The sequence below is a fragment of the Phyllobacterium sp. 21LDTY02-6 genome (assembly GCF_023554255.2).
Lineage (GTDB): Bacteria > Pseudomonadota > Alphaproteobacteria > Rhizobiales > Rhizobiaceae > Phyllobacterium.
This window is the reverse complement of the sequence record NZ_JAMJWD020000002.1, coordinates 890,143-915,177: the sequence shown is the minus strand read 5'-3', so window position 1 is coordinate 915,177 and position 25,035 is coordinate 890,143. Positions and strand designations below refer to the sequence as shown.

Here is a 25,035-nt window from a genome sequence, read left to right as displayed (position 1 = left end):
TGCGGATGGACAACAAGCCATTTACTCGTGAAGCGCCTGCCCGTATATGATTATCCAAGCTCCAGGCTTGCCTACCAGCCTGCAACAGGTTGAAACAACCTCGTCGAAACGAAGAGAATAATCCATGGCCAAGACAGTAGAGATCGCCGATCTGAAGCGGATTGCAAAGCGCCGGGTGCCCAAGATGTTTTTCGACTACGCCGATTCCGGCGCCTGGACGGAAACCACCTATCGCGCCAATGAGGCGGATTTCGCCAAGATCCAGCTGCGCCAGCGCGTGGCGGTGGACATGACCGAGCGCACGCTGGAAAGCACCATGGTTGGCCTGCCCGTTTCGATGCCGGTCGCGCTCGCGCCCACTGGCCTCACCGGCATGCAGCATGCGGATGGCGAAATACTGGCCGCACAGGCCGCCGAGGAATTCGGCGTGCCGTTCACCCTGTCGACGATGAGCATCTGCTCGATCGAGGACGTGGCGGCAGCGACCACCAGGCCGTTCTGGTTTCAGCTCTATGTCATGCGCGACCGCGAGTTCATCTATAATCTGATCGATCGCGCCAAGGCCGCAAAATGTTCCGCGCTGGTGCTGACGCTGGACCTGCAGATACTCGGCCAGCGGCACAAGGATTTGCGCAACGGCCTTTCCGCCCCGCCCAAATTCACGCCGAAGCACATCTGGCAGATGGCGACGCGGCCGCAATGGTGCCTCGGCATGCTGAACACGAAGCGCCGCACCTTCGGCAATATCGTCGGCCATGCCAAGGGTGTCGCCGATCTCTCCTCGCTTTCCGTCTGGACCGCCGAACAGTTCGATCCGCGCCTTTCATGGAGCGATGTCGGCTGGATCAAGGAGCGGTGGGGCGGCAAGATCATCATCAAGGGCATTCTCGACGTGGAGGATGCGAAGATGGCCGCTGCGACCGGCGCTGATGCCATCATCGTCTCCAATCATGGCGGACGCCAGCTCGATGGCGCCCCCTCCTCGATCTCCGTGCTGGCCGAGATCGTCGATGCGGTAGGCGACAAGATCGAGGTGCATTTCGATGGCGGCATCCGCTCGGGACAGGACGTGCTCAAGGCGCTGGCCATCGGCGCCAAGGGCACCTATATCGGGCGCGCCTTCCTTTACGGCCTCGGCGCCGGCGGCAAGCGCGGCGTGACCGAGGCCCTCGAGATCATCCGCAAGGAGCTCGACATAACCATGGCGCTTTGCGGCGAACGGGACGTGAAGGTGCTCGATCGCAACAATCTCTACAAGAGCGGCCTCGAAACCAAGCCGCGCATGGCGCAGGTGAAGAAGAAACGCCAGGGATGAGCGGCAACCCGGCGAAGCGGCCGGAAACACGCGTCGTCATCGCCGTGGCGCATCCGAAATCCGACCTTCTGTCCCGCCTCGGGCCGGATGGTCGATTGGACGCGTAAACGCTGGAACGGATCGATCGGCCGAAGCCAGGCCTCGGCAGCCGAGGCTGTGATAGGACAATATATTTGGAAATTGGTACGCCCAAGGGGAATCGAACCCCTGTTTGCGCCGTGAGAGGGCGCCGTCCTGACCGCTAGACGATGGGCGCAAGCAGTTTGTGAGCGCGATATAACCAAGCGGAACGAAAAGTGCAATGACTAATATGCGGTTCGTTCCATGCGCGGCCGACCAAACCTCCGGGCTCGACGCTAGTTGATGGCCTCGCCGATCCTTGCGACCACCCGCTTGGTGGCGATGTCATAGATCAGGATCTGCCGCGTACCGTCGACGAGGCGCGTTTCCAGCGAAAGCTGCCCGCCGGAAAGATTGTGCGACAGGATGCGCGTGCCGGGATCGAGCGTGATCGCCTCGCCAGCCAGCGCGTCGCCGAGCGGCTGGCCAGGGACCGCCGGCGCTGCAGGCCTCGCCACCTCGCCGATCGGCTGGTTTATCTTGTAGACAATGGCGGCGAGCACAGCCATAAGACCAACGACCATGATGCCGATGGAAACAGCCAGAAGGCGGATCATCTTGCGGCGCACCCGCTCCATGGTCGGGTCCAGCGGCTGTTCTTCGCCATCCATATCTGGGCTGATATTCGCCATGCAAGGCATCTCCGAGGTTTCAGTCGAGGCCTCTGTAACGAAGGGACCGGTTTTTTGAAAGTCTTAATTGCCGATACGGAAGCGACTGGCAAGCGGCTGGATGCCTGGCTCACCGCGCAGCTTGCGCCGGATCTTTCGCGCAATCGCATACAAGCTCTCATAGCCGATGGCCAGGTCCAGGTCGACGGCCGCACCACGCTCGAGACGAAGCACAAGCTTCGCGAAGGCAATGAGGTCGCCATTGTCATCCCGGAGCCGGCGGAAGCCGAGCCCAAGGGCGAGGAAATCCCGCTCGACATCCTGTTCGAGGACAATGACCTGATCGTCATCGACAAGCCCGCCGGCCTCGTCGTGCATCCGGGCAATGGCAATTGGACAGGCACGCTCGTCAATGCGCTGATCCACCATTGCGGCGATACGCTTTCGGGCATAGGCGGCGTCAAGCGGCCGGGCATCGTCCACCGCCTCGACAAGGATACCAGCGGCGTCATCGTCGTGGCGAAGAACGACAATGCCCACCGCCATCTCAGCGCGCAATTCGCCGATCATGGCCGCACCGGCGATCTCGAACGCGCCTATCTCGCCCTCGTCTGGGGCGCTCCCGACCGCGCGACCGGCACGATCGATGCGCCACTGGGCCGTTCGCACAAGGATCGCACCAAGCAGGCCATCGTGCACGAGGAACGGGACGATGCCCGCCATGCGGTGACGCATTTCGAAGTTCTCGAACGCTATGGCGCCAGGGAAGATGCCACCGCCTTCGCCTCATTGGTGGAATGCCGGCTGGAGACCGGACGGACGCACCAGATCCGCGTGCACATGGCGCATATCGGCCACCCGCTGGTCGGCGATCATGATTATGGCAGCGCGTTCAAGACCAAGGCGAACAAGCTCGGCGAGCCGCTGCAGACTTTGGTGAAAGGCTTTGCCCGCCAGGCGCTGCACGCGCGCCTCCTCGTCTTCGAACATCCGACGACCGGCGAGATCATGGAATTCGAGGCGCCGCCGCCGAAAGACATGGCAGAGCTTCTGGCAGCGTTCCGCACGCATTTTTCCTGATCTGGCGGGAACTTTTCGGCCCTTTGGCCGTTCACGAGAATAAATGCAAACATGAGCGCGTCGTTCACATTCATGTGACGGTTTGTTTCGCGACGCAATGCACCGTGTTTTTGCCAAAATACTACCTATATATGCATAGCATCAGAGTGTCCGCGCCAGTTCCTGGGCGGGCAGACGCTGCGAACCTGCCGAAAATGGAGGTTCATATTCTAAATGAGGAGGGGTGCTAAGTGGCCCAAAATCTTCCGACTATCCTGAGTGGTGACGGTGGACTTACCCGCTACCTGGAAGAAATCCGTAAGTTTCCCATGCTGGAACCGCAGGAAGAGTACATGCTCGCCAAGCGGTATCTGGAACATACCGACGCCAAGGCGGCACACAAGCTGGTGACAAGCCATCTGCGGCTCGTCGCCAAGATCGCCATGGGCTATCGCGGCTATGGCCTGCCGATCGGCGAAGTGATCTCCGAGGGCAATGTCGGCCTGATGCAGGCGGTCAAGCGCTTCGAACCGGAGCGTGGTTTCCGTCTGGCGACCTATGCAATGTGGTGGATCAAGGCTTCGATCCAGGAATATGTGCTGCGCTCCTGGAGCCTGGTCAAGATGGGTACGACCGCCAACCAGAAACGCCTGTTCTTCAACCTGCGCAAGGTCAAGAGCAAGATCCAGGCGCTGGACGACGGCGATCTGAACCCTGAGCAGGTCAAGGAAATCGCGACGCGCCTGAGCGTTTCGGAGGACGAGGTCATCTCGATGAACCGCCGCCTGTCCGGCGATGCCTCGCTCAATGCTCCCATCCGCTCGTCGGATGGCGAAGCGGGCGGCGATTGGCAGGATTGGCTCGTGGACGACCATGACAGCGCCGAGACCATGCTGATCGAGCAGGACGAACTCGAAAACCGCCGCGAGATGCTGACCGGCGCAATGTCATCGCTGAACGACCGCGAACGCCGCATCTTCCAGGCGCGGCGCCTGTCGGACGATCCGGTGACGCTCGAGGACCTTTCGACCGAGTTCGGCATCAGCCGCGAGCGCGTGCGCCAGATCGAGGTCAGGGCGTTCGAGAAGGTGCAGGACGCGGTCAAGGCGGCCGCGCTGAAGCAGCAGAAGGCTCTCGTCAGCACGGGGGCCGACGCCCGCTAGGAACCGGAAATTCGAATGATGAAGAAAAGGCCGCGGATGCGGCCTTTTTGTTATCTATTCCCGCCGACTATTGTGTGCCGGCAGATTATTGTGTGCCGGCAGATTTGGCGGCCCAGGATCGCAGCACTTCCTCGAAGGCTTTTTCACCCGGCAGGCCCTTCTCCAGCGTGATCAGGGCACGGCGGCCGGTCTTGTAGGCGATGGGGATGTCGATCCAGGATTGCCGGCGCATCAGCGACATGTTGGTGTCGATCGCGGTCTTTGCGTCGTTCATCGCGATGATGAAGAAATTGTCGGCGATCTTTGCCGGAATGGCGACGAGCGGGCTTCCCGGCGCCTGTTCGGTATCCTTGAAGGTCATCCGCGACACGGTTTCGATCGCGCCGCCGGCAAAGCCTTCGGGCACGGTGAAGATCATCTCGATCAGATGGCTGGCCGGCAGGGTCTTGTCGCCATTGCGGCGAATGATCATGCGCAGGTTGATGCCACGCTCCGGCACCGTGACTTCCGCCTTGATGGCCGGTTCCGGCGGCAGATCATTGCCCGGCGATTCCTGGACGACCGACCAGACGACACCGCCCGATTCGGCAGTGCCCGCATCCTGTCCCGAGCGCTCCTCGTAGAAAAATGCCTTCTGGCCGATCGGCAATGCCGCCGGTGCCTGTGCGTTCGGCTCGTTCGGCGCGGCAGGCTGGTCCGGCGTCGAGGTCGCTACGGACGTGCCCTCGCCGAGCGACGGCGTGTCATTGGCCCGGCCGGGATCGACCTCCTGCCCATCCGGCAGCAGGCGCTGCGTCAATTTCGGCTCGGCCTGCGGCTCGGGCGTTGCCGGCGCGGGCGAAGCCTCGTTCGTCGGCGCAGGCTGCCCCGGCGTTGCCGGCTGCGGCTCCTGGCTGGCCTGCTGTTCGGCGGGCGCTGCCGGTGGCTGCTGCCCGCCCTCGTCGCTCGACGAAGTGAGGCTGGCGAGATAATCCTTGGCCGCGCCCGCACGCTCGACGAGCGAATCGCGCCAGACATAGCCGGCATAGCCCAGGCCGGCCAATGCTATCAGCACGACGGCGGCGGCGATGATCGGCGTCAGCGAACGGCGCTGCGTCGGATGCTTGAGTGGTTTGCGCGTATAAACGCCGTAGTCGCTGCGGTCTTCACCATCAGCGGCGATGGCTGGTTCGCCCTCCACGCGGTGGTCGGCAAGATCGTCCTGCCACTGCGGTCCCGTCGAAACGGGCTGGTCTTCCTGCGGTTCGTCACGCTTGTCCGCCTGACGCTGGCCGGTAAGAAAATCCTCCAGCGCGTCCGGCTGCGACTGCACCGGCGTGTAGTTGGACGGCGCGTAACTGGTCGGCGCAGCCTCTACGGGCACGTCCTCGCGATCGAACTCATAGCCTGTCTCGCCCTTCTCCGCCCGCAGCAGCTCCGACATTTCCGACGAAGGAGCCGGCTCGGGCACGGAAGACGGTGCGGGTGCCACGAAAGACGGCGGAGCGACGGGCGTCGGCGGCAGTGGCCGGGGCTGGGGTTGGGACGCTACCGTTTCGGGTTGAGGCTCGGGTTGGGGGCCCTGTTGGGACTCGGCGGGTGCGGGTGGTGGTTCGACCGGTTCGGGAGCGGCGGCCGCCGGCGGCGGCGGTGCGAAGCTCGATTCGACTTCGGCGATTGCATCGTCCAGCGCCTGCGTCTGCCGCGCAGCCACCGCTTCGGACGCATTGAGGGCGACCAGTTTCTGCTCAATCGTTGCACGAGCCTTGGCATATACGCGTTGCCGGAGCTCCGGCGTAGGATCCGCGAGACCGTCAATTGTCTTTCTCAATACTGCAACGAAATCGGCCATTCACCCAAACCTATGGTTTTACTGCGAGATTGCTTCGTAATTCTCGCGCCCGAGTCTAATCATGAAACGGGTCAGTAACAAGTATCGTATCGTCCCGCTCCGGACTGGTCGAAAGCAGCGCGATCGGCGCACCGATCAGTTCCTCGACATAGCGGACATATTTGACGGCCTGCGCCGGCAATTCGCTCCAGCTGCGCGCGCCGGCAGTGGTGCCTTCCCAACCTTCCATGGTGGTGTAGATGGGTTTCACCCGCGCCTGCTGGCCCTGGCCCGCCGGAAGATAATCGATGGTCTCGCCATCGAGCTCATATCCGGTGCAGACCTTGATCTCCTTCAATCCGTCCAGCACATCGAGCTTTGTCAGCGCAATGCCGCTGATGCCATTATTGGCGACGGCCTGGCGCACCAGCACCGCATCGAACCAGCCACAGCGGCGCTTGCGGCCGGTGACCGTGCCGAATTCATGGCCGCGCTCGCCGAGGAACTGCCCGACCTCGTTGTCCTGCTCCGTCGGGAACGGCCCTTCGCCGACGCGCGTGGTATAGGCCTTGGTGATGCCGAGCACGTAATGCAGCGAACCCGGGCCGATGCCCGAGCCGGCGGAGGCCTGGCCGGCAACGGTGTTCGACGAGGTGACGAAGGGATATGTCCCATGGTCTATGTCGAGCAGCGTGCCCTGCGCGCCCTCGAACAGGATGCGTTCGCCCGCCCGCTTCTTCTGGTCGAGAACATACCAGACGCGGTCCATGAAGGGCAGGATGTGCGGCGCCGCCTCGTTGAGTTCCGCAAGCAGCTTCGCCGCATCGACTTCTTCTATGCCGAGGCCGCGGCGCAGGGGATTGTGGTGCGCAAGCAGCCTTTCGATCTTGGAGGGCAATGTTTCGGGGTCCGCCAGATCGAGCACATGGATGGCGCGGCGGCCGACCTTGTCCTCATAGGCCGGGCCGATGCCGCGGCCGGTCGTGCCGATCTTCGTGCCCGAATTGGAGGCCTCGCGGCGGCGGTCGAGCTCGCCATGGATCGACAGGATAAGCGTGGTGTTCTCGGCGATTTTCAGCGTTTCGGGCGTGACCTTCACCCCCTGCGCCTCAAGGCGGCTTTTCTCGGCGATGAACGCATGCGGATCGAATACGACGCCATTGCCGATGATCGAAAGCTTGCCCTGGCGCACGACGCCGGAGGGAAGCAGCGAGAGCTTGTAGGTGACGCCGTCGACGACCAGAGTATGGCCGGCATTATGACCGCCCTGGAAGCGAACGATCACATCGGCGCGCTCGGAAAGCCAGTCGACGATCTTGCCCTTGCCCTCATCGCCCCACTGCGAGCCGATCACAACCACATTAGCCATTCAAAACTCCTCGAGCCACATCCTCTTATCGCGCATTTTTTCGGTAAATGCGGTGCTTCTATACAGGCTGGATTGGAAAAGTGCGACCATTCTTTGAGTTCGGGGGGAAATTGTTAAGCAAAACCATGATCCGGAGGCATGGGCCGCGAATGGTCGCGCAACTGAGCCGCCGAAGCGTCAGCGAAGCCGCCGCAGCATGAACCGGGCATCGTCCGAATAGGTCCTGAGCTTCGCTTCGAGCTCGGGCCGGTCGTCGATCTCGAAGCCGTGCTTCTGCCAGAAGCCGGCCGAATTATTGACCGCCACCAGCGACATCGTATCGAACCCCTGCTCGCCGGCATGAGCCGCCAGGAGCGAAACGATCCTGCCCGCCGCGCCGGTGCCGCGCGCCGCCGGCATCAGGGCGATGTCGTGCAGGTAATAGGTGCTCGGCGTCGTCGGCAGCCGCTCCAGCATGCTGTTGAGCGCCGGCATGGAATAGAGGCGCCAGGGATGGGTTATGGCATAGCCGAGCGCCTCGCCCGACGCCGCCTGCAGCAGATGGCAGCCTTCGGGATAGAGTTCGAGGCGCTCGCTGTAGATCGCGTCTTCCTCGAAGAAGCCGGTATGGATGATGGCGGCCATGCGGCTGACGGCGGCGAGATCACCCGCCGCCATCCTCCGCCAATGGAGTGCATTGCTATCCGCCGACATCACCCTCTCCGTCAGGCGACGTCGAATTCCAGCGGCTTTGCCGAAACGATGACCTTGTTGACCCGCAATTCCTCGAGGACGTGATCGGGGATGCGCTCGTCGAGATAGAGCATGGCAATGGCATTGCCGCCCGGATGATCGCGGCCGAGCGCGAAGTTTGCGATGTTCACATTGTTCTTGCCGCAGATGGTGCCAAGCAGGCCGATCATGCCCGGCGTATCATTATTGGTCGTATAGAGCATGTGCTGCCCGACTTCCGCATCGAGGTTGATGCCCTTGATCTGGATGAAGCGCGGCTTGCCATCCGAGAAGCAGGTGCCGGCTATGGCCCGCGTCAGGGAAGCGGACTTGACCGTGAGCTTGATATAGCCGTCGAACACGCCCGACTTGTCGCGCCGCACTTCGGAGAGGATGATGCCGCGCTCCTTCACCATGATCGGCGCCGACACCATGTTGACGTCCGCCACCTGCGGCCGGATCAGTCCGGCAAGCGCCGCGCTGACCAGTGCCCTGGTGTTCATGCCCGCCGTCGAACCGTCGAACAGGACCTCGACTTCCTCGATGGGCTCTTCCGTGACCTGGCCGACGAATGCGCCGAGAACTTCCGCGAGCTTGACGAAAGGCTTGAGGCGGGGCGCCTCTTCCGCCGTGATCGAAGGCATGTTGATGGCATTGGAGACGGCGCCCTTGATGAGGTAGTCCGACATCTGCTCGGCAACCTGCAGGGCGACATTCTCCTGCGCCTCGCTGGTCGATGCGCCGAGATGCGGCGTGCAGACCACGTTGGGCAGATGGAAAAGCTCGTTTTCCGTCGCGGGCTCGACCTCGAACACGTCGATGCCGGCGCCGGCGACCTTGCCCGACTTCAGTGCCGCCACGAGGTCCTTCTCGACGATCAGGCCGCCACGCGCGCAATTGATGATCCGCACGCCGTCCTTCATCTTGGCAAGGGCTTCGGCATTGATGATGCCGCGCGTCTTGTCGGTCATCGGCGTGTGCAGGCTGATGAAATCGGCACGGGCAAGGAGTTCGTCGAGCTCGACCTTTTCGACGCCGAGCTCCTCGGCGCGATGATCGGAAAGGAAGGGATCGAACGCCACCACATGCATCTTGAGGCCGACGCCGCGGGTAGCGACGATGGAGCCGATATTGCCGCAGCCGATGACGCCCAGCGTCTTGCCGGTGATCTCGACACCCATGAAGCGGTTCTTCTCCCACTTGCCGGCGCGCGTCGAAGCATCGGCTTCCGGCAGTTCCCGGGCAACGGCGAACATCAGCGCGATGGCATGTTCGGCCGTGGTGATGGAATTGCCGAAAGGCGTGTTCATGACGATGATGCCGCGGCGCGATGCAGCGGGAATGTCCACATTGTCGACGCCGATGCCGGCGCGGCCGATCACCTTGAGGTTCTTCGCGGCGGCGATGAGCTTCTCCGTGACCTTGGTGGCCGAGCGGATGGCCAATCCGTCATATTGCCCGATGACCTCGAGCAGTTTCTCCTTGTCCTTGCCGAGATCCGGCAGGTAATCGACCTCGACGCCGCGATCCTTGAAAATCTGCACGGCAGTGGGCGAAAGTTTGTCCGATACGAGTACGCGCGGTGCCATGAAGGCCTCCATTCATGAAAATCGAAAGGGATGATTTGTCGGTGGCGGCCATTGCCGCCACGCCTGGTCAGGCAGCCGCTTGCCGCAGCGCCGCTTTTTGCGTCTGGAATGCCCATTCGAGCCAAAGCGTCAACGCCTCGAGATCGGAGGCCTCCACCGTGGCGCCGGCCCAGATGCGCAGGCCCGAAGGCGCGTCGCGATAGGCGCCGATATCATAGGCGACGCCCTCTTTCTCGAGCAGGGCGACCAGGTTCTTGGCGAAACCGGCCTGTGCCTCGGCATCGAGCGCGACGATCTCGGGATCGGCGATCGTCAGGCACACCGACGTGTTGGACCGGGTCTCCGGCACGCGGGCGAGATTGGCGGCCCAGGTCGATTTCGCGACGAAATCGTCGAGCACGGCGAAATTCGCCTCTGCCCGGGCGACAAGCCCGTCGAGGCCGCCGATGGACTTGGCCCAGTTGAGCGCGTCCAGATAATCCTCGACGCAGAGCATCGACGGCGTATTGATGGTCTCGCCGGCAAAGATGCCTTCGATCAGCTTGCCGCCCGATGTCAGGCGGAAGATTTTCGGCAAGGGCCAGGCCGGCTTGTAGGTGAGCAGGCGCTCTACCGCGCGCGGGCTGAGGATGAGCATGCCATGGGCGCCCTCGCCCCCGAGCACCTTCTGCCAGGAATAAGTGACGACATCGAGCTTGTCGAAGTCGAGACGTTGCGCAAAGGCCGCCGACGTCGCGTCGCAGATCGTCAGGCCTTTGCGGTCGGCCGGGATGAAATCGCCATCGGGCACGCGCACGCCGGAAGTCGTTCCGTTCCAGGTGAAGACCACGTCGCGGTCGAAATCGATGGAGGAAAGGTCCGGCAATTCGCCATAGCCGGCCTCGATCAGCCGCGTGTCGGCCAGCTTGAGCTGCTTGACGACATCCGTCACCCAGCCGGCGCCGAAGCTTTCCCAGGCGACCATGTCGACACCACGTTCGCCAAGCAGCGACCACAGCGCCATCTCGACGGCGCCGGTATCCGAAGCCGGAACGATCCCGATGCGGTAATCCGCCGGAACCTGCAGAACTTCACGTGTCAGATCAATGGCTTGCTTGAGCTTTGCCTTGCCGACCTTGGCGCGGTGGGAGCGGCCGAGGGGCGCATCGGCAAGCGCTTCGAGCGACCAGCCGGGACGTTTGGCGCAGGGGCCAGATGAAAAATTGGGATTGGCCGGGCGCAATGCCGGCTTCGAAAGCGTCGTCATGTTTTCTCCTATCCTCTCAGATAGCACGCCTTTCGTTGGGGAAAGGTGGCCCGCTGCGGGAATTAGGAGAAATGTCGCTGACAGTCAAGAAATATGTTCCGCGGCGACACGATTTCCCTGCCGCCCATGAAAAATGGCGGATCCCGTGGGACCCGCCATCCAAATAAAGCCTGTGCGACCGGCCTAGAAGGCGTAGCGCACGCCCAGCTTGAAATCATGCGAGGTGATATCCTTGAACGTCACCTGCTCGCCGCGCGTCGAGCCATTGTCATTGTAGAACGTGCCCGTCTTGGCATCGCCCAGATCGACATAGCTGTAGCCGAGATCGATGGTCATCCGCTCGGTGGCCTGGATGCCGACACCGGCATGAAGCGCCCAGGCAAGGTTCCATTCGGAATTGCTGCCCGCATAGCCACCGCCGGCATTGAGGACGTTGACGTCCCTGAATTCGGAGATCGTATTGCGCGAGGCGCCGATACCCGCGCCGATATAGGGCGTGATGCCGGCATAGGTGCCGAGATCGGCATAGGCATTGGCGAGGAACAGCCATTCGGACTTCTTGGCGCTGTATTCATTGGTGCCCGATCCGAACGCCGGATTGCTCGGGTTCGAATAATAGTCGAGCGCGCTGAATTCGGTCTTGCCGCGATACTGCGCCGTGACGTCCGCACGCAGCCAGTCATTGAACTGGTAGCCGACGCCGATCTGGCCGGTGATGCCGGCATCGAAATCGCCATCATTGTGCCAGCCGAAGATTTCCGGCGCGTCGAAGCCGGAATAGTCGAGCTTGTCGAGACGCTGGTTGCTCATGCCGATATCGCCGCGCAGATACCAGCCGCCGAATTGCTGGACCTCGACGACGGGCGCCTCCTGAATGTCCGCCGCGAGGGCCGGAGCGGAAAGGAGACAGGCGCCCAAGGCCGCCAGTACATTGTATTTAGTCAGGATCGTCATTTCCGTTTCCCTCGTCAGGCCCATGGACCGGTGCACGCGATGCAGCCGGTGATTGCAGCCGACTATCGAGGAAAAAAGTTAAATCCCGCTTAACCGTGTTTGTTCACCATATCCGTTAAGGAAATTGCCCGCATGGTGGCGCAACCTGGCGCTATTCAGGACAAGCCAAACAAAAAGAGCCCCGCGAGGGGCTCCTTGCATGTTCTCGTCGGCAGGGCCGATCAAGCCGCCGATGAAATGACCGAGATGATGTCGTTGACGACGGTTTCGACCAGCTTGCGGTCGTCGCCTTCGGCCATGACCCTGATGAGCGGCTCGGTGCCGGAGGGGCGGATGACCAGGCGGCCGGTATTGCCCAGCCTGTTGCGCGCCTCGTCGATGGCGCTCTTCACCTGCTTGTTCTCCAGCGGCTTCTTGCCGGTCGTACGCACGTTCTTCAACAGTTGCGGCACGGCGTCGAACTTGCGGCAAACTTCGCTCACCGGCCGTCCCTGCTCCTGCACGACGGCAAGGATCTGCAGCGCCGAAACCAGGCCGTCGCCCGTCGTCGAGAAATCGGAAAGCACGATATGGCCGGATTGTTCGCCGCCGACATTGAAGCCATGATTGCGCATGTGTTCGACCACGTAGCGGTCGCCCACCTGGGTGCGCGCCAGCGTCAGGCCGCGATCGCCGAGGAACCGCTCGAAGCCGAGATTGGACATGATCGTCGCCACCACGCCGCCGCCGACGAGGCGGTCCGATTCCTGCCAAGACTGCGCGATGACCGCCATGAGCTGGTCGCCGTCGATCACGGCGCCATTCTCGTCGACGATGAGCACGCGGTCCGCATCGCCGTCCAGCGCGATGCCGATATCGGCCCGCACCTCATGCACCTTCTTGATGAGGCCGAGCGGATGGGTGGAGCCGCAATCCTCGTTGATATTGGTGCCGTTCGGCTCGTTATTGATGGTGACGACTTCGGCGCCGAGTTCCCAGAGCGCCGCGGGAGCCACCTTGTAGGCGGCGCCGTTGGCGCAATCGACAACGATGCGCAGGCCGCTCAGCGAGATGTTCTTCGGCATGGTGCGCTTGGCGAACTCGATATAGCGATAAATGTCGCCATCGACGCGTTTGGCGCGGCCGAGCGCCTCGGAACCGGATAGCCGGTCGCCCAGATCCTCATCCATCAGCCGCTCGATATCGAGCTCGATCTCATCGGAAAGCTTGAAGCCGTCCGGGCCGAAGAGCTTGATGCCATTGTCGCTGAAAGGATTGTGCGAGGCCGAGATCATCACGCCGATATCGGCACGCAGCGAGCGGCACAGCATGGCGACGGCCGGAGTGGGGATCGGGCCGAGCAGGAATACGTCCATGCCCGTCGAAGTGAAGCCCGCGACCAGCGCGTTTTCGATCATGTAGCCGGAAAGCCGCGTATCCTTGCCGATCACCACGCGATTGCGATAATCGCCTCGCTTGAAGGCGAGGCCGACGGCCATGCCGACTTTCATCGCGATATCGGGGGTCATGGGATAGGAATTCGCTCTGCCGCGGATTCCATCTGTGCCGAAATATTTGCGCGCCATATTGAAGGTCCAGTTACGGGGCGAGGACCGTCCCAATCAAGTCTGTTCTGCTTATGGCAGAAGGCCGGTCATGCCGCATTTCACAAATTGTGTTGCTAATATACTAAAAGCAAGAGGTGAACAATTAGTACAAAATGGCCGGAAATGACCGGCCATTTTATCTATGTATTCAAGCTCAGGATTGCGGCTGAGGCTCGAAACCCTTGTCGGGCTCGTCACCCTTGCGCGGCTTCTTCGCCCCCGCCTTCGGCACGGCGGAGCCCCGCGAAGGCGGCGTATCGTCGCCGAGATCGCGCGCAGGCTTGTCGCCGGCCATCAGCGCCTTGATCTCCTCGCCGGTCAGCGTCTCGTATTCGAGCAGCCCCTCGGCAATGGCGATCCATTCCTTCTTCTTCTTGGTCAGGATGCTGCGCGCATGCGAATAGGCATCGTCGATGAGCTTGCGCACCTCGGCATCGATGAGCTGGGCGGTCTCTTCCGAGACGTTCTGGGTCCGTGCGACCGAGTGGCCGAGGAATACTTCCTCCTGGTTCTCGCCATAGGCGACCTGGCCGAGCTTGTCGGAAAAGCCCCAGCGGGTGACCATGGCGCGGGCCAGTTTCGTCGCCTGCTCGATGTCGGAAGACGCGCCGGAGGTGATGTTCTCCTTGCCGAATTTCAGCTCCTCGGCGATACGCCCGCCCATCATGATGGCGAGGCGGGAAATCATCCATTTGTAGCTCATCGAATAGCGGTCGGCTTCGGGCAGCTGCATGACCATGCCGAGGGCACGGCCGCGCGGGATGATCGTCGCCTTGTGCAGCGGATCGGCCGCCTCGACATTCAGCGCGACAATGGCATGTCCGGCCTCATGATAGGCGGTGAGTTCCTTTTCCGCCTGCGTCATGGCCGTGGATCGCCGCTCGGCGCCCATCATGATCTTGTCCTTGGCGTCCTCGAATTCCAGCATGGTGACGAGGCGCTTGTTGCGTCGCGCGGCCATCAAGGCGGCTTCGTTGACGAGGTTCATCAGGTCGGCGCCGGAGAAGCCGGGCGTGCCGCGGGCAAGCACCTTCAGATCGACATTGGGCGCCAGCGGCACGTTGCGCGCATGGACCTTCAGGATCTTCTCGCGGCCGGAAACGTCCGGGTTCGGCACGACGACCTGGCGGTCGAAGCGGCCCGGGCGCAGCAGCGCGGGATCGAGAACGTCGGGACGGTTGGTGGCGGCGATCAGGATCACGCCCTCATTGGCTTCGAAGCCGTCCATCTCGACCAGCAGCTGGTTCAGCGTCTGCTCGCGTTCATCATTGCCGCCGCCAAGTCCGGCGCCGCGATGGCGGCCGACGGCGTCGATCTCGTCGATGAAGATGATACATGGCGCGTTCTTCTTCGCCTGTTCGAACATGTCGCGGACGCGCGATGCGCCGACGCCGACGAACATTTCGACGAAGTCCGAGCCGGAGATGGTGAAGAAGGGCACATTGGCCTCGCCGGCGATGGCGCGGGCAAGCAGCGTCTTACCGGTACCGGGAGGGCCGACGAGCAGCACGCCGCGCGGAATCCGCCCGCCGAGCCGCTGGAACTTCTGCGCATCGCGCAGGAACTCGACGATTTCCTCAAGGTCTTCCTTGGCCTCGTCAACACCGGCCACGTCCTGGAACGTCACGCGGCCATGGGCCTCGGTCAGGAGCTTCGCCTTGGATTTTCCGAACCCCATGGCGCCGCGCGAACCACCCTGCATCTGGCGCATGAAGAATATCCAGACGCCAAGGATGAGGATCATCGGCAGCCAGGAAATCAGCATTCCGACCAGCGAGGTCGAACCATCGGATTCAGGCCGTGCGGCGATCTGTACATTCTTGCTTTCGAGGCGGCCCACAAGCCCGGCATCGCCCGGCGAATAGGTCTGGAAGCTGGCATTGCTGTCGGAATATACGCCTGTAATGCGGTTGCCCGAGATCGTTACCGATTTGACGCGCCCGCTGTTCACATCGCTGATGAACTGGGAATAGGGAACATCGCTCGATCCCGAACGCGATGTGGGGCTCTGGAATAGGTTGAACAACGCGATCAGGAGCAAGGCGATAATCGCCCACAGCGCGAAGTTCCTGTAGTTAGGATTCATATCGGGTCCCATCAATTGCAACCGCACATGCGGAATTCTATCGTAACATAGGTTCGAAGCGTGGCCTTGCCAAGGCTAGCAGTCCAACTCGGGTCAATTCTTGTTAATCTGGTTTACAGGCGGCGCCGGATAGGCCTGCAACTTCAAGATGTGCGCAAAAGATTGAGCCAGTGCCACATCATATCCTGAAAGAACCCGGTCGAACAGGGAAAGGTGCCGGGTGACGCTGACGCAGGCCGAGGCGAAGTCCTCGACCAGCGTGCCGTCGCTTCGCACGAGCGAGGGCGCCGATGCGGCCGCCCGCCGCTGCAATGGCGAAGGCTGGCCCGCCGCATCCGCCCGGTAGCCGCGCGGCATGATCGTGACCGGCGTATGGCCGCCATTGCTCACGCGGTAGCGGCCGTCCCAGACGATCGTCGCGCCGGGCTCGACGATATGGGTCGGGATTCCCCGCAATTCACGGTAGATCGCGGTGGATTGGCGCCGGCTTTCGAGGATGCAGCGGGCAAGCGAGGCTTTCTTGCCGGCCTCGCCATCGGCCAGAAACGCAACTGCCCTGTCGCATTGCGCGGCAGCGGGCAGGAATTCCTGGCCGCCGATGATGGCGAGAATGGCGCCGGTCGCCAGCCGCTGCGGATCGGGCCCGGCAGGCTGGCGCGAGACGACCGCAAGGTCGTCACCCTCCATCGCCAGAAGCGACGGCAGCAGCGTCGCCGCATCCGCGCTCAGCCCCTGCCGCCGCGCTGCATGTCCGGCAATGTGCTGCTGCAGCGGCGCCCGGTCGCCGCCGCGCAGCCGGTTTCGTACCCGCACGCGCTCATAGTCGACGTTTTCGTTGCTCGGGTCGTCGCGCCACTCGATACCGGCCTGTTGCAGATAGCGACGCAGCGTCTCCCGGGACGTGCCGAGCAAGGGCCGGAGCAGCCAGTAGCGCCGCTCGAGCAGGGTCGCCGGCGCCATTGCGGCAAGGCCGCGCGCATCGCTGGCTTCCTTTGCCCGCTCAAGGCGCATGGCATAGGTTTCGATCTGGTCGTCGAGCGTGTGGCCGGTGAGGATCGCCTGCGCGCCAAGATCGGCGGCAGCCTCGCACAACAGCCGGTAGCGCGCTTCCCTGGCCTTCGACGAAAGTGCACTATCGGGCTTCGGCCCCTCCCACCGCATGGTGCGATGGGCGATGCCGGCCCGTTCGCACAGCTGCGCGACATAGGCTGCCTCGGCGGCGGATTCAGGCCGCAGCCCGTGATCGACGGTCACCGCGGCGATCCTCGGAAAAGCCGCTTCCCGCTTCGAACGGTCGAGCAGGAGATATAGCAGGGCCAGCGAGTCGCTGCCGCCGGAGACGGCGACCACGACCGAGTTCAGGCTGGCGAAGTCGATGGACGCGAAGGCTGCCGCAGGATCAGCACTTGTTGGCGGCACGTTCATTCTTCACGCGCTCTTTAACCGCCTGCGAAACATTGGGGTAGCGCGATGTGACGGAGGAAAAGGTGGCGCAGGCCACTTCATGATCCTTCATCCTGGCCAGCGTCATGCCGAGCTTGAGCAGATTTTCCGGGCTCTTCTTGGCGTCCGGATATTGCTTGTGATTGTCGAGAAAGACCGACGCCGCCTGCTGGTAGCGCCCGAGGCCGTAGAGCGATTCTCCCAGCCAGTAGCGGGCATCGGGATTGGCCGGATCATTGGGGAAACGCTCGACATGGCTGCGGAACGCCGCCTCGGCGCTGCGATAGTCGCCCGAGAGGAAAAGCTGGTAGGCCTGGTCGTAGAGCGATTTCGGATCGTCGGTCTGCGGCAGGGCGGCGACGATGGTATTGTCGGCACCGGCCGGCGCATTGCTGGCCGTTCCACCGATTACGTTGCCATTGGCATCAAACTGTATCTGGCCGAGCGTGCGCGGCGGGGCGCCGAACAACACGTCGCCGGAAGAATCAGGCTGATTTTCAACAGCAGCGGAATCGGTGGCGGAGGCATCGTCAGATGCCTCCCCATCGTCCGGCCGGGCTGGAGCGGAGGCGACGGCGCGGTCGCTCTTCTGCCCGGCATCGCTGCGCTTGCCCTTTTCGATTTCCTCGAACCGGAATTCATTGTCTTCCTGGACCTTGCGCATCTGCTCCTGCATCTGCAGCAGCTGGAAGTTCAGTTCCTCGATCTTGCCCGTCAGCTGGCGCACCTGCTCTTCAAGCTGGCTGACACGCGGATCGCCCGCCTGCGCCATGATGATCGGGGCGCCGCCCTGGCCGATATCCGTCTTCGGCGCGGGCGGAAAAAACCCGCCGCCAATGCCGGCCGCATGGCTCGCGCCGCCAGCCAGAAACGGCACGACGGTCATCGCCCACACGAAATACTTCAAACGTCTCTTCATCCTTCACCGCCCTGAAAATGGGAAATTACCTTGGATTTTCATCCTGGCGTCGTATTTAACACGAGCAGTGTGACTTCGGCCAAATTTTGTTTCAAGACAATACAAAACGAAAAAAGCGGCCGTTACAGCCGCTTTTTTCCTGGTGTTGTTGCTTTGTATCAGCTGCCGGCGCCGCCGAGAACGGTGATGGCGCGGCGGTTCTGCGACCAGCAGGATTCGCTGTCGCAAACGGCGACCGGGCGCTCGTTGCCGTAGGAAAGCGTCTTGATGCGCTGGGCCGGGATGCCGCGGGCGGCAAGGAAGTTGCGGGTGGCAGCCGCACGGCGCTGGCCGAGCGCCAGATTGTATTCACGCGTGCCGCGCTCGTCGGCATGGCCTTCGATCGTGATCGAGTAATTGGGGTAGCGCTGCAGCCACTGGGCCTGCTTGGACAGCGTCTGCTGGGCATCGGCACGGATGACGGACGAGTCGACATCGAAGAAGATGCGGTCGCCGACATTGACGGTGAAGTCCTGCGTCGAGCCGGGCGTGGCGCTTCCGGCAAGACCAAGATCACCGGCGTTGTTGATGTTTTTCTTCGAAGCGCAACCTGCAACGGCGAGCGACAGGAAGAGGGCGACGAAAACGGGACTGCGGGCGATCATTTCGAAGCGGCGCATAGCCTGGACTCCTTAGGAATTGAATTGTGTCTGTCAGCAAGCAGTAACCATATCGAGGTTAAGGCTCGCTCAAGAAACAGGGTTAATCCACTCTTAACACCAGGACTAACGGCGAATTTATTGGTTGTGCCGCATCCTTAAGGGGAGGAATGCGGCGGAAAAACGACGATCGCGGCGAAGTGGGAACTCCGCCGCGATTAACCTTGCAATGATCCGCCATCCTATTCGAGCAAAGGCGACCAGGCCGGGTCGGACGCCAGGTTGGGCGTCTGGATCTGGCGGAGATTGCGGCCGGTCAGGTCCACGGTCATCAGATGCGGGCTGGCGCTGCCGGGAGGCATCCTGAAGAACATCAGCACGCGGCCGTTCGGCGCCCAGGTCGGGCCCTCGTCATGATAGCCGCTGGTCAGGATGCGCTCGCCCGATCCATCCGTCTTCATCACGCCGATCGAGAACTGGCCGCCCGACTGCTTGGTGAAGGCGATGAGATCGCCGCGCGGCGACCAGACCGGCGTCGAATACGAGCCGTCGCCGAAGGAGATGCGCTGCGGATTGGAACCGTCGGCGCCCATCTTGTAGATCTGAGGGCGGCCGCCGCGATCGGATTCGAACACGATCTGCGTTCCGTCGGGCGAATAGGACGCGCCCGTATCGATGGCGCTCGTGCTCGTCAGCCGGGTCGTGGTGCGGCTGCGCAGATCCATCGAATAGACATTGGCACTGCCATCTTCCTGCAGCAGGCTCATGATGACCTTCTGCCCGTCCGGCGAGAAGCGCGGCGCGATGGTCATGCCGGGGAAATTGCCGACAAGCTCGCGCTGGCCCGTTTCCAATTGCAGCAGGTAGATCTGCGGCCGGCCATGCTCATAGGACATGTAGGTGATTTCCTGGCGGCTCGGCGAGAAGCGCGGCGTCAGGACGAGATCCTTGCCATTCGTCAGATAGCGCACATTGGCGCCGTCCTGGTCCATGATCCCCAGGCGCTTGATGCGCTTTTCCTTGGAACCGGACTCGTCGACGAACACGACGCGCGTATCGAAATAGCCTTTTTCGCCGGTAAGCCGCTCATAGATCGCATCGGCGATGATATGGGCCACCCGGCGCCAGCTGTCCGGCGAGGTGAAGAACTGCTGCCCTTCCAGCTGCTGGCCGGCAAACGTATCCCAGAGACGGAATTCCGCCTTCAGCCTGCCGTCGCCCTGCTTGGTCACCCGCCCGGTCACCAGCGCCTGCGCATTGATGACCTTCCAGTCGTCGAAGCGCGGCTGTGCGTCCGGGTTGGAGATCTTCTCGATGAAGGCGCCCTTGTCGATCGGGGCGAAGAGCCCCGACCTCTCCAGATCGGCGGCGACCACGCTCGATATCTGCGCGCCCAGCTGATCGCCCGACAGGAAGTCGGTGATGGCGATCGGCAGCGGCTCGACCGTGCCCTTGGTGATGTCGATGACGACTTCTGCCCGGGCCGCCGCATTCATGGTCATGACCATGGCGAAGACCGCCGCAAAGGTTGGAAGAAGTATCCGGATTAGTTTCATCATAGCTTGGGGGCCCTCATCTGGCTGGCCGATTGGTTCAGAACATGTCACGCGGGTCGAAATTGACCGTCACGTCTGCCCAGGTGTCGTATTTCTCTTGCGGCAGGGAGTATGGTGCACAGCGCAGCACGGCGCGGCGTGCGCTCTCGACTGCCGCGCGCTGTACAGGCGAACTTCCCGAACCCGACACTTCGGGCGTGCCTTCTATCTCGCCGGAACGGGTCAGCCGCATCTTCACGGTAACCAGCAGTCCGTCGGCATCTTCCGCGCCTGCCGGAACGTTCCAGCACTTCTGGATGGCGCCCTTCAGAGCGTCCATCTCGCTCTGGCTGAGCTTCTCGCCCGTGCTCGGCTTCTGCGAACCGAGGGATGCCCGATCCGTCGACCGTTTGGCACCGCCGCCCGCCGGCTTCTGATTGTTGAGGAGCGCCGCGACCTCGTCGGCAATGCCCTTGTCCTTCGAAGGCGTCGAGGCCGTCTGCGTCTTCTTCGGCTTCTCGGTCGGTTCCTTGCGCTCCGGCGTCTTGGCGGTCTGGGCCGGCGGCGTCGGCTTTGCCTGGGGCATCGCCACCTTTTCCGGCAGCTTCATCTGTTCCTCGGCCGGCTTTTCGGCCACCGGCGCAGGCTCCGCCTTCGGCGCCTCGGTGGGGATCGTCGCCGTCCTGGTCTCGTTGATGGCTTCGGCAACGGGGTCGGGCTTGACCTCCTGCTGCGGCTCCGGTTTCGGCTTCACCTCGGTCGCGGGCACCGGCGTCGGCTCGGGCTGCACTTCGGGCTTCGGATCGGGCTGCGGTTCGGGCTTCTCGACCGGCATCTCGGAAGGCTTCGGCGCCTCGGCCGCCTCGACCGGCTTGGGCTTGGTCTCCGGCACCGGCTTGGTGTCGGTATCCGTATCGCTCTCGCCGATATTCTGCGCGTCGGGCACGGTCTGCGGCTTCTCGCTCGGCTTCGGTGCCGGCTTGTCGTTCTTCGCAGCGGTCTTGTCGCCCTGCTGCAGCTGGCTGACATCCGAGATGATTTCCACGGGCATCGATTCCGAATTCGCCATGTCCATCGGGCTCGGGGCGGAAAAGGACAACAGTCCCCAGCCCAGCACGACGGCGTGGATGATTGCGGATGATGTTATGCTGGCCCGCATTTGGATCAGTTGCCTTCCGGAAGGCTCACAAGGCCTATATTGCTGAAGCCCGAGCCCGAAATCCTGGCCATGACCTTCATGATGGTGCCGTAATCGGCGGCCTTGTCGCCCTTGACGAAAATCCGCTCCTTATAGCCTGTCTTGGCAATCGCCTGCAGCCGCGGCACCACCTCGTCGATGGTGATCTCGGTTTCCTGCAGATAGATCTGGCCCTGCGGATTGATCGTCACATAGATCGGGTCGGCCTCGCTGTTCAGCGTCTGGGCCGACGTCTCAGGCATGTCGATCGGCACGCCGACGGTCATCATCGGCGCGGTGACCATGAAGATGATCAGCAGCACCAGCATGACGTCGACGAGCGGCGTCACGTTGATCTCGCTCATCAAACCCTTGGAATGACGTCCGCGGCGCCGGCGCCCGCCGGCAGAACCGCTGTTACCCACTGACATGCCCATATCGTCAATCCCGTAAATGATATTGTTGCGCCATCAGTCCGGTACTCACGCCCGCGGCAGCTTCTCATCGATTTGCCGCGAGAGTATGGCAGAGAATTCATCGGCAAAGCCTTCCATGCGCGCGGTCAGCTTGCCCGCATCGCTCGACAGCTTGTTATAGGCGATGACCGCCGGAATGGCCGCGACGAGGCCGATCGCCGTCGCCAGCAGGGCCTCGGCGATACCGGGCGCCACCACGGCAAGGCTGGTCGATTTCGAACCGGCAATGCCCATGAACGAGGTCATGATGCCGATGACCGTTCCGAACAGCCCGATGAACGGGCCGGCCGATCCGATCGTCGCCAGCGAAGTGAGCCGTGCCGACAGGTAGTCGCTCTCGCGGGCCAGCGCCACGTCCATCGCCTTGTCGATACGCATCTGCAGGCCGATCGGCGAGCGCGCGCCCTTTTCGAACGATTTCTTCCATTCGCGCATCGCTGCGACGAATATCGCGCCCATGCCGACCGTTCGCTTGTCGCCGAGATTGCGATAGAGCTCCTCGAGCGACTGGCCCGACCAGAACACCTGCTCGAACCGGTCGAAGGCGCGCTTGGCCCGGCCGAAGCCGAGCATCTTGTCGATGATGATCGCCCAGGTCCAGATCGAAGCGCCCAACAACCCGATCATCACCAGCTTGACGATGAGGCCAGCCTGCCAGAACAATCCCCACAAGGATACGTCCGACGCTTGAACGGCAACCGCTAAATCTTCCATATTATCCTCGAATCCGAAAACCCGGCTTGGCGACCGGGCTGCAATCGTCTCTCATCCAGTAAACCTTAACGCGGCTTCTTGACGTTAATTTTGGTAAAACGAAGGCGTTAACGCCAAACGCCTCGTTCCCTGCCGTCTATTCATGATTTGTTATGGTTAAGGATCAGTTATGATTCAAATATTTGTTCGATTATAAGTTTTTTTACTCGAACTCACCGATGCGGGCGGAAAAGTTCGACCCATTCGGCCGGAAACCGCCGCGGCCGCCCTGCCCCGTTGACCAAGGCGGCTTCCACCGTCGCCGTCAGCAGCAGCTCGTCGCCGCGGCTGATCGACTGGGCCATCTTCACCCTCGCGCCGGAAATGGCTGCCGTATGGGTCTCGACGGTCAATATGTCGTCGATGCGCGCGGCCGAGCGGAAGTCGATCTCCATGCGCCGCACCACCCAGACGATGCTCTCGCCGAGCTTGCCCTCCGCAAGTTCCGAATGATGGACGCCGAGCAGGCGCAGGTAATCCGTCCTGCCGCGCTCGAGGAATTCGAGGTAGCGGGCATGGTAGACGACGCCGGAGAAATCCGTGTCGGCATAGTAGACGCGCGCCTGGAGACGATGGCCGTCGGCCGTCAGTTCACCAGCCAGCGCTGCGGCTGCATCCATCGGTTTGTCGGCCATCATTCGTCATCCTGGAACAGTGCGATCTGCTGCTGCACGATATCGGCCGGCGCGCTGAGCCCGAGATGCTTCCACGCATTGGCAGTCAGCACCCGGCCGCGCGGCGTCCGCTGGATGAACCCCTGCTGGATCAGATAGGGCTCGATAATGTCCTCGATCGCATCGCGCGGCTCCGACAGGCCCGCGGCGATGGTCTCGATCCCCACCGGCCCGCCGCCGAAATTATGCGCGATCATCGCCAGGTAGCGGCGGTCGAGCTGGTCGAGCCCGAGCTTGTCCACCTCGAGCCGCAGCAGCGCGCTGTCGGCTATCTCGCGGTCGATCCTGTCGCGGCCGTCGACGATGGCAAAATCGCGCACGCGGCGCAGAAGCCGCCCGGCAATGCGCGGCGTGCCGCGCGCCCGCCGCGCCACTTCCAGCGCGCCGTCATCGGTCATGCCTATGCCGAGGATGCGGGCGCCGCGGCGCACGATATGTTCCAGCTCCTCCACCGTATAGAAATTGAGCCGCACCGGAATGCCGAAGCGGTCGCGCAGCGGCGTCGTCAGCAGGCCGAGCCGCGTGGTGGCGGCGACGAGCGTGAATTTCGCCAGGTCGATCTTCACCGAACGCGCCGCAGGTCCCTCGCCGATGATCAGGTCGAGCTGGTAATCCTCCATCGCCGGGTAAAGGATCTCCTCGACAGCCGGATTGAGCCGGTGGATCTCGTCGATGAAGAGAACGTCGTTCTCTTCGAGATTGGTCAGAAGCGCCGCCAGATCGCCGGCTTTCGCGATGACCGGCCCGGAAGTGGAGCGGAAATTGACGCCGAGCTCCTTCGCCATGATCTGCGCGAGCGTGGTCTTGCCGAGGCCGGGCGGCCCGACGAAGAGGACATGGTCCAGCGCCTCGCCGCGAGCCTTCGCCGCATCGATGAAGACCTTGAGATTGGCGCGCGCGGCGGCCTGGCCGACGAAATCGGCCAGCGTCTGCGGGCGAAGACTGGTATCGAGGTCCTCTCCGCGTTTCTCCGGCGCCAGAAGGCGGTCGGTCTCACTCATTGGCGCCTCCCGCATGCGCTGCGATTGGGTGGAAGGTCGATATTGCCATGTGACGTGCGCTCAGCATGTTCCATGCAGCCTTATAGAAACTCTTTGCCGCAAATACCAAGCCCGGGCCGCCCGGCATAGTCGGGAACAGGTCTTTTCATCGTTCATCGCGCCAGTTCTTTGAGCCCCAGGCGGATCAGCTTGGCCGAATCGGCGCCCTCCCCGGCATCCTTGAGCGCGGCGGCAACGGCATTGGCGGCCTGGTCGCGGGAATAGCCGAGATTGGTCAGCGCCGAAACCGCATCGGTCACCGGCGCGGCGGCGACGCCTTCGCCGAGTTCCTGCTTCAGGCCGATCGTGCCCAGCGCCTCGCCCGCAAAGGCCGGCGCCTTGTTCTTCAGTTCCGTGACGATCCGTTCCGCCACGCGCTTGCCGACGCCCGGCGCGCGGCTGACCATGGCTATGTCGCGCAACGCGATCGCATTGGCGAGGTCCGATGGGGACAGCGTGCCGAGCACGCTCAGCGCCACCTTTGCGCCGATGCCCTGCACATTCTGCAGCAGGCGGAACCATTCACGCTCCAGCACCGTGCCGAAGCCGTAGAGGCGGATGAGATCCTCCCGCACATAGGTCTCGATCAGCAATGTCGCCGCTTCGCCCGCGCCGGGCAGGCTGGACAGCGTCCGCATCGAGCAATAGGCGACGTAGCCGACGCCGTGCACATCGAGAATGACGTGATCTTCGCCGATCTCGTCCACCGTGCCCTTCAACTTTCCGATCATGCCGCCACCCCGTGTTCAGAGCATCCCGAT

The 25,035-nt window shown here is 62.6% G+C and carries 22 protein-coding genes and 1 tRNA gene; 3 read left to right on the top strand and 20 right to left on the bottom strand.

Features of this window, described 5'->3' with window-relative positions; genetic code table 11:
* The first annotated feature begins 124 nt into the window (after positions 1-124).
* A complete protein-coding gene (locus M8997_RS10780) occupies positions 125-1,315 on the top strand; it encodes an alpha-hydroxy acid oxidase (protein ID WP_250020073.1) in 1,191 nt (396 codons plus the stop codon).
* A 181-nt stretch (positions 1,316-1,496) separates the two neighbouring features.
* Here M8997_RS10780 and M8997_RS10775 read toward each other — a convergent pair.
* Positions 1,497-1,571, bottom strand: a tRNA-Glu gene (locus tag M8997_RS10775).
* A gap of 100 nt (positions 1,572-1,671) precedes the next feature.
* The gene (locus M8997_RS10770) at positions 1,672-2,067 is read right to left on the bottom strand and encodes a fimbrial protein (RefSeq protein WP_250020074.1); all 396 of its coding nucleotides are present in this window, start codon (positions 2,065-2,067) and stop codon (positions 1,672-1,674) included.
* 54 nt (positions 2,068-2,121) lie between these two features.
* Between M8997_RS10770 and M8997_RS10765 the strand changes: the two genes are divergently transcribed.
* Both M8997_RS10765 and rpoH read left to right on the top strand, forming a co-directional pair.
* Positions 2,122-3,126, top strand: coding sequence for an RluA family pseudouridine synthase (locus M8997_RS10765; protein ID WP_250020075.1), 1,005 nt, complete (start codon positions 2,122-2,124; stop codon positions 3,124-3,126).
* A 230-nt stretch (positions 3,127-3,356) separates the two neighbouring features.
* The gene (gene rpoH, locus M8997_RS10760) at positions 3,357-4,268 is read left to right on the top strand and encodes an RNA polymerase sigma factor RpoH (protein ID WP_250020076.1); all 912 of its coding nucleotides are present in this window, start codon (positions 3,357-3,359) and stop codon (positions 4,266-4,268) included.
* A gap of 85 nt (positions 4,269-4,353) precedes the next feature.
* On the opposite strand, the gene M8997_RS10755 is transcribed toward rpoH, so the two are convergent.
* The 18 genes from M8997_RS10755 to ruvA form a co-directional block, all read right to left on the bottom strand.
* Positions 4,354-6,099: a hypothetical protein gene (locus M8997_RS10755; protein WP_250020077.1), complete on the bottom strand. Its 1,746-nt coding sequence runs from the start codon at positions 6,097-6,099 to the stop codon at positions 4,354-4,356.
* A 55-nt stretch (positions 6,100-6,154) separates the two neighbouring features.
* On the bottom strand, positions 6,155-7,447 hold the full coding sequence (locus M8997_RS10750) for an adenylosuccinate synthase (protein ID WP_250020078.1): 1,293 nt from the start codon (positions 7,445-7,447) through the stop codon (positions 6,155-6,157).
* Positions 7,448-7,624: 177 nt separating this feature from the next.
* Positions 7,625-8,140 carry a GNAT family N-acetyltransferase gene (locus M8997_RS10745; protein WP_250020079.1) on the bottom strand — a complete coding sequence of 172 codons (516 nt, stop codon included), beginning with the start codon at positions 8,138-8,140 and terminating at the stop codon, positions 7,625-7,627.
* Positions 8,141-8,151: 11 nt separating this feature from the next.
* On the bottom strand, positions 8,152-9,747 hold the full coding sequence (gene serA, locus M8997_RS10740; RefSeq protein WP_250020080.1) for a phosphoglycerate dehydrogenase: 1,596 nt from the start codon (positions 9,745-9,747) through the stop codon (positions 8,152-8,154).
* Positions 9,748-9,814: 67 nt separating this feature from the next.
* Positions 9,815-10,993 carry a phosphoserine transaminase gene (locus M8997_RS10735; protein ID WP_250020081.1) on the bottom strand — a complete coding sequence of 393 codons (1,179 nt, stop codon included), beginning with the start codon at positions 10,991-10,993 and terminating at the stop codon, positions 9,815-9,817.
* 183 nt (positions 10,994-11,176) lie between these two features.
* Entirely contained in the window at positions 11,177-11,947 is a 771-nt protein-coding gene (locus tag M8997_RS10730; RefSeq protein ID WP_250020082.1) for an outer membrane protein, read from the bottom strand.
* Positions 11,948-12,168: 221 nt separating this feature from the next.
* Complete coding sequence (glmM, locus tag M8997_RS10725; RefSeq protein ID WP_250020083.1) at positions 12,169-13,512, bottom strand: phosphoglucosamine mutase; 1,344 nt, start codon at positions 13,510-13,512, stop codon at positions 12,169-12,171.
* Positions 13,513-13,687: 175 nt separating this feature from the next.
* On the bottom strand, positions 13,688-15,619 hold the full coding sequence (gene ftsH, locus M8997_RS10720) for an ATP-dependent zinc metalloprotease FtsH (RefSeq protein ID WP_250020084.1): 1,932 nt from the start codon (positions 15,617-15,619) through the stop codon (positions 13,688-13,690).
* 93 nt (positions 15,620-15,712) lie between these two features.
* Positions 15,713-17,044 carry a tRNA lysidine(34) synthetase TilS gene (gene tilS, locus M8997_RS10715; RefSeq protein ID WP_250020085.1) on the bottom strand — a complete coding sequence of 444 codons (1,332 nt, stop codon included), beginning with the start codon at positions 17,042-17,044 and terminating at the stop codon, positions 15,713-15,715.
* Positions 17,019-17,981 carry a tol-pal system protein YbgF gene (gene ybgF / locus M8997_RS10710; protein ID WP_250020086.1) on the bottom strand — a complete coding sequence of 321 codons (963 nt, stop codon included), beginning with the start codon at positions 17,979-17,981 and terminating at the stop codon, positions 17,019-17,021. Before ybgF ends, tilS begins: the two co-directional genes overlap by 26 nt.
* A gap of 158 nt (positions 17,982-18,139) precedes the next feature.
* Complete coding sequence (pal, locus tag M8997_RS10705) at positions 18,140-18,640, bottom strand: peptidoglycan-associated lipoprotein Pal (protein ID WP_250020087.1); 501 nt, start codon at positions 18,638-18,640, stop codon at positions 18,140-18,142.
* A gap of 221 nt (positions 18,641-18,861) precedes the next feature.
* On the bottom strand, positions 18,862-20,127 hold the full coding sequence (gene tolB, locus M8997_RS10700; protein WP_250020111.1) for a Tol-Pal system beta propeller repeat protein TolB: 1,266 nt from the start codon (positions 20,125-20,127) through the stop codon (positions 18,862-18,864).
* An 85-nt stretch (positions 20,128-20,212) separates the two neighbouring features.
* Positions 20,213-21,313 (bottom strand): hypothetical protein, encoded by a 1,101-nt coding sequence (locus tag M8997_RS10695; RefSeq protein WP_250020088.1) that lies wholly within the window; start codon positions 21,311-21,313, stop codon positions 20,213-20,215.
* Between the two features lie 5 nt (positions 21,314-21,318).
* Positions 21,319-21,768 carry a protein TolR gene (tolR, locus tag M8997_RS10690; RefSeq protein WP_250020089.1) on the bottom strand — a complete coding sequence of 150 codons (450 nt, stop codon included), beginning with the start codon at positions 21,766-21,768 and terminating at the stop codon, positions 21,319-21,321.
* Positions 21,769-21,813: 45 nt separating this feature from the next.
* Positions 21,814-22,521, bottom strand: a complete 708-nt coding sequence (tolQ, locus tag M8997_RS10685) for a protein TolQ (RefSeq protein ID WP_250020090.1) — start codon at positions 22,519-22,521, stop codon at positions 21,814-21,816.
* Positions 22,522-22,733: 212 nt separating this feature from the next.
* Positions 22,734-23,195 carry a tol-pal system-associated acyl-CoA thioesterase gene (ybgC, locus tag M8997_RS10680; RefSeq protein ID WP_250020091.1) on the bottom strand — a complete coding sequence of 154 codons (462 nt, stop codon included), beginning with the start codon at positions 23,193-23,195 and terminating at the stop codon, positions 22,734-22,736.
* Positions 23,195-24,235, bottom strand: a complete 1,041-nt coding sequence (gene ruvB / locus M8997_RS10675) for a Holliday junction branch migration DNA helicase RuvB (protein ID WP_250020092.1) — start codon at positions 24,233-24,235, stop codon at positions 23,195-23,197. The genes ybgC and ruvB overlap by 1 nt, the downstream gene beginning before the upstream one ends.
* 152 nt (positions 24,236-24,387) lie before the next feature.
* The gene (gene ruvA / locus M8997_RS10670) at positions 24,388-25,005 is read right to left on the bottom strand and encodes a Holliday junction branch migration protein RuvA (protein WP_250020093.1); all 618 of its coding nucleotides are present in this window, start codon (positions 25,003-25,005) and stop codon (positions 24,388-24,390) included.
* Positions 25,006-25,035: the final 30 nt, after the last annotated feature.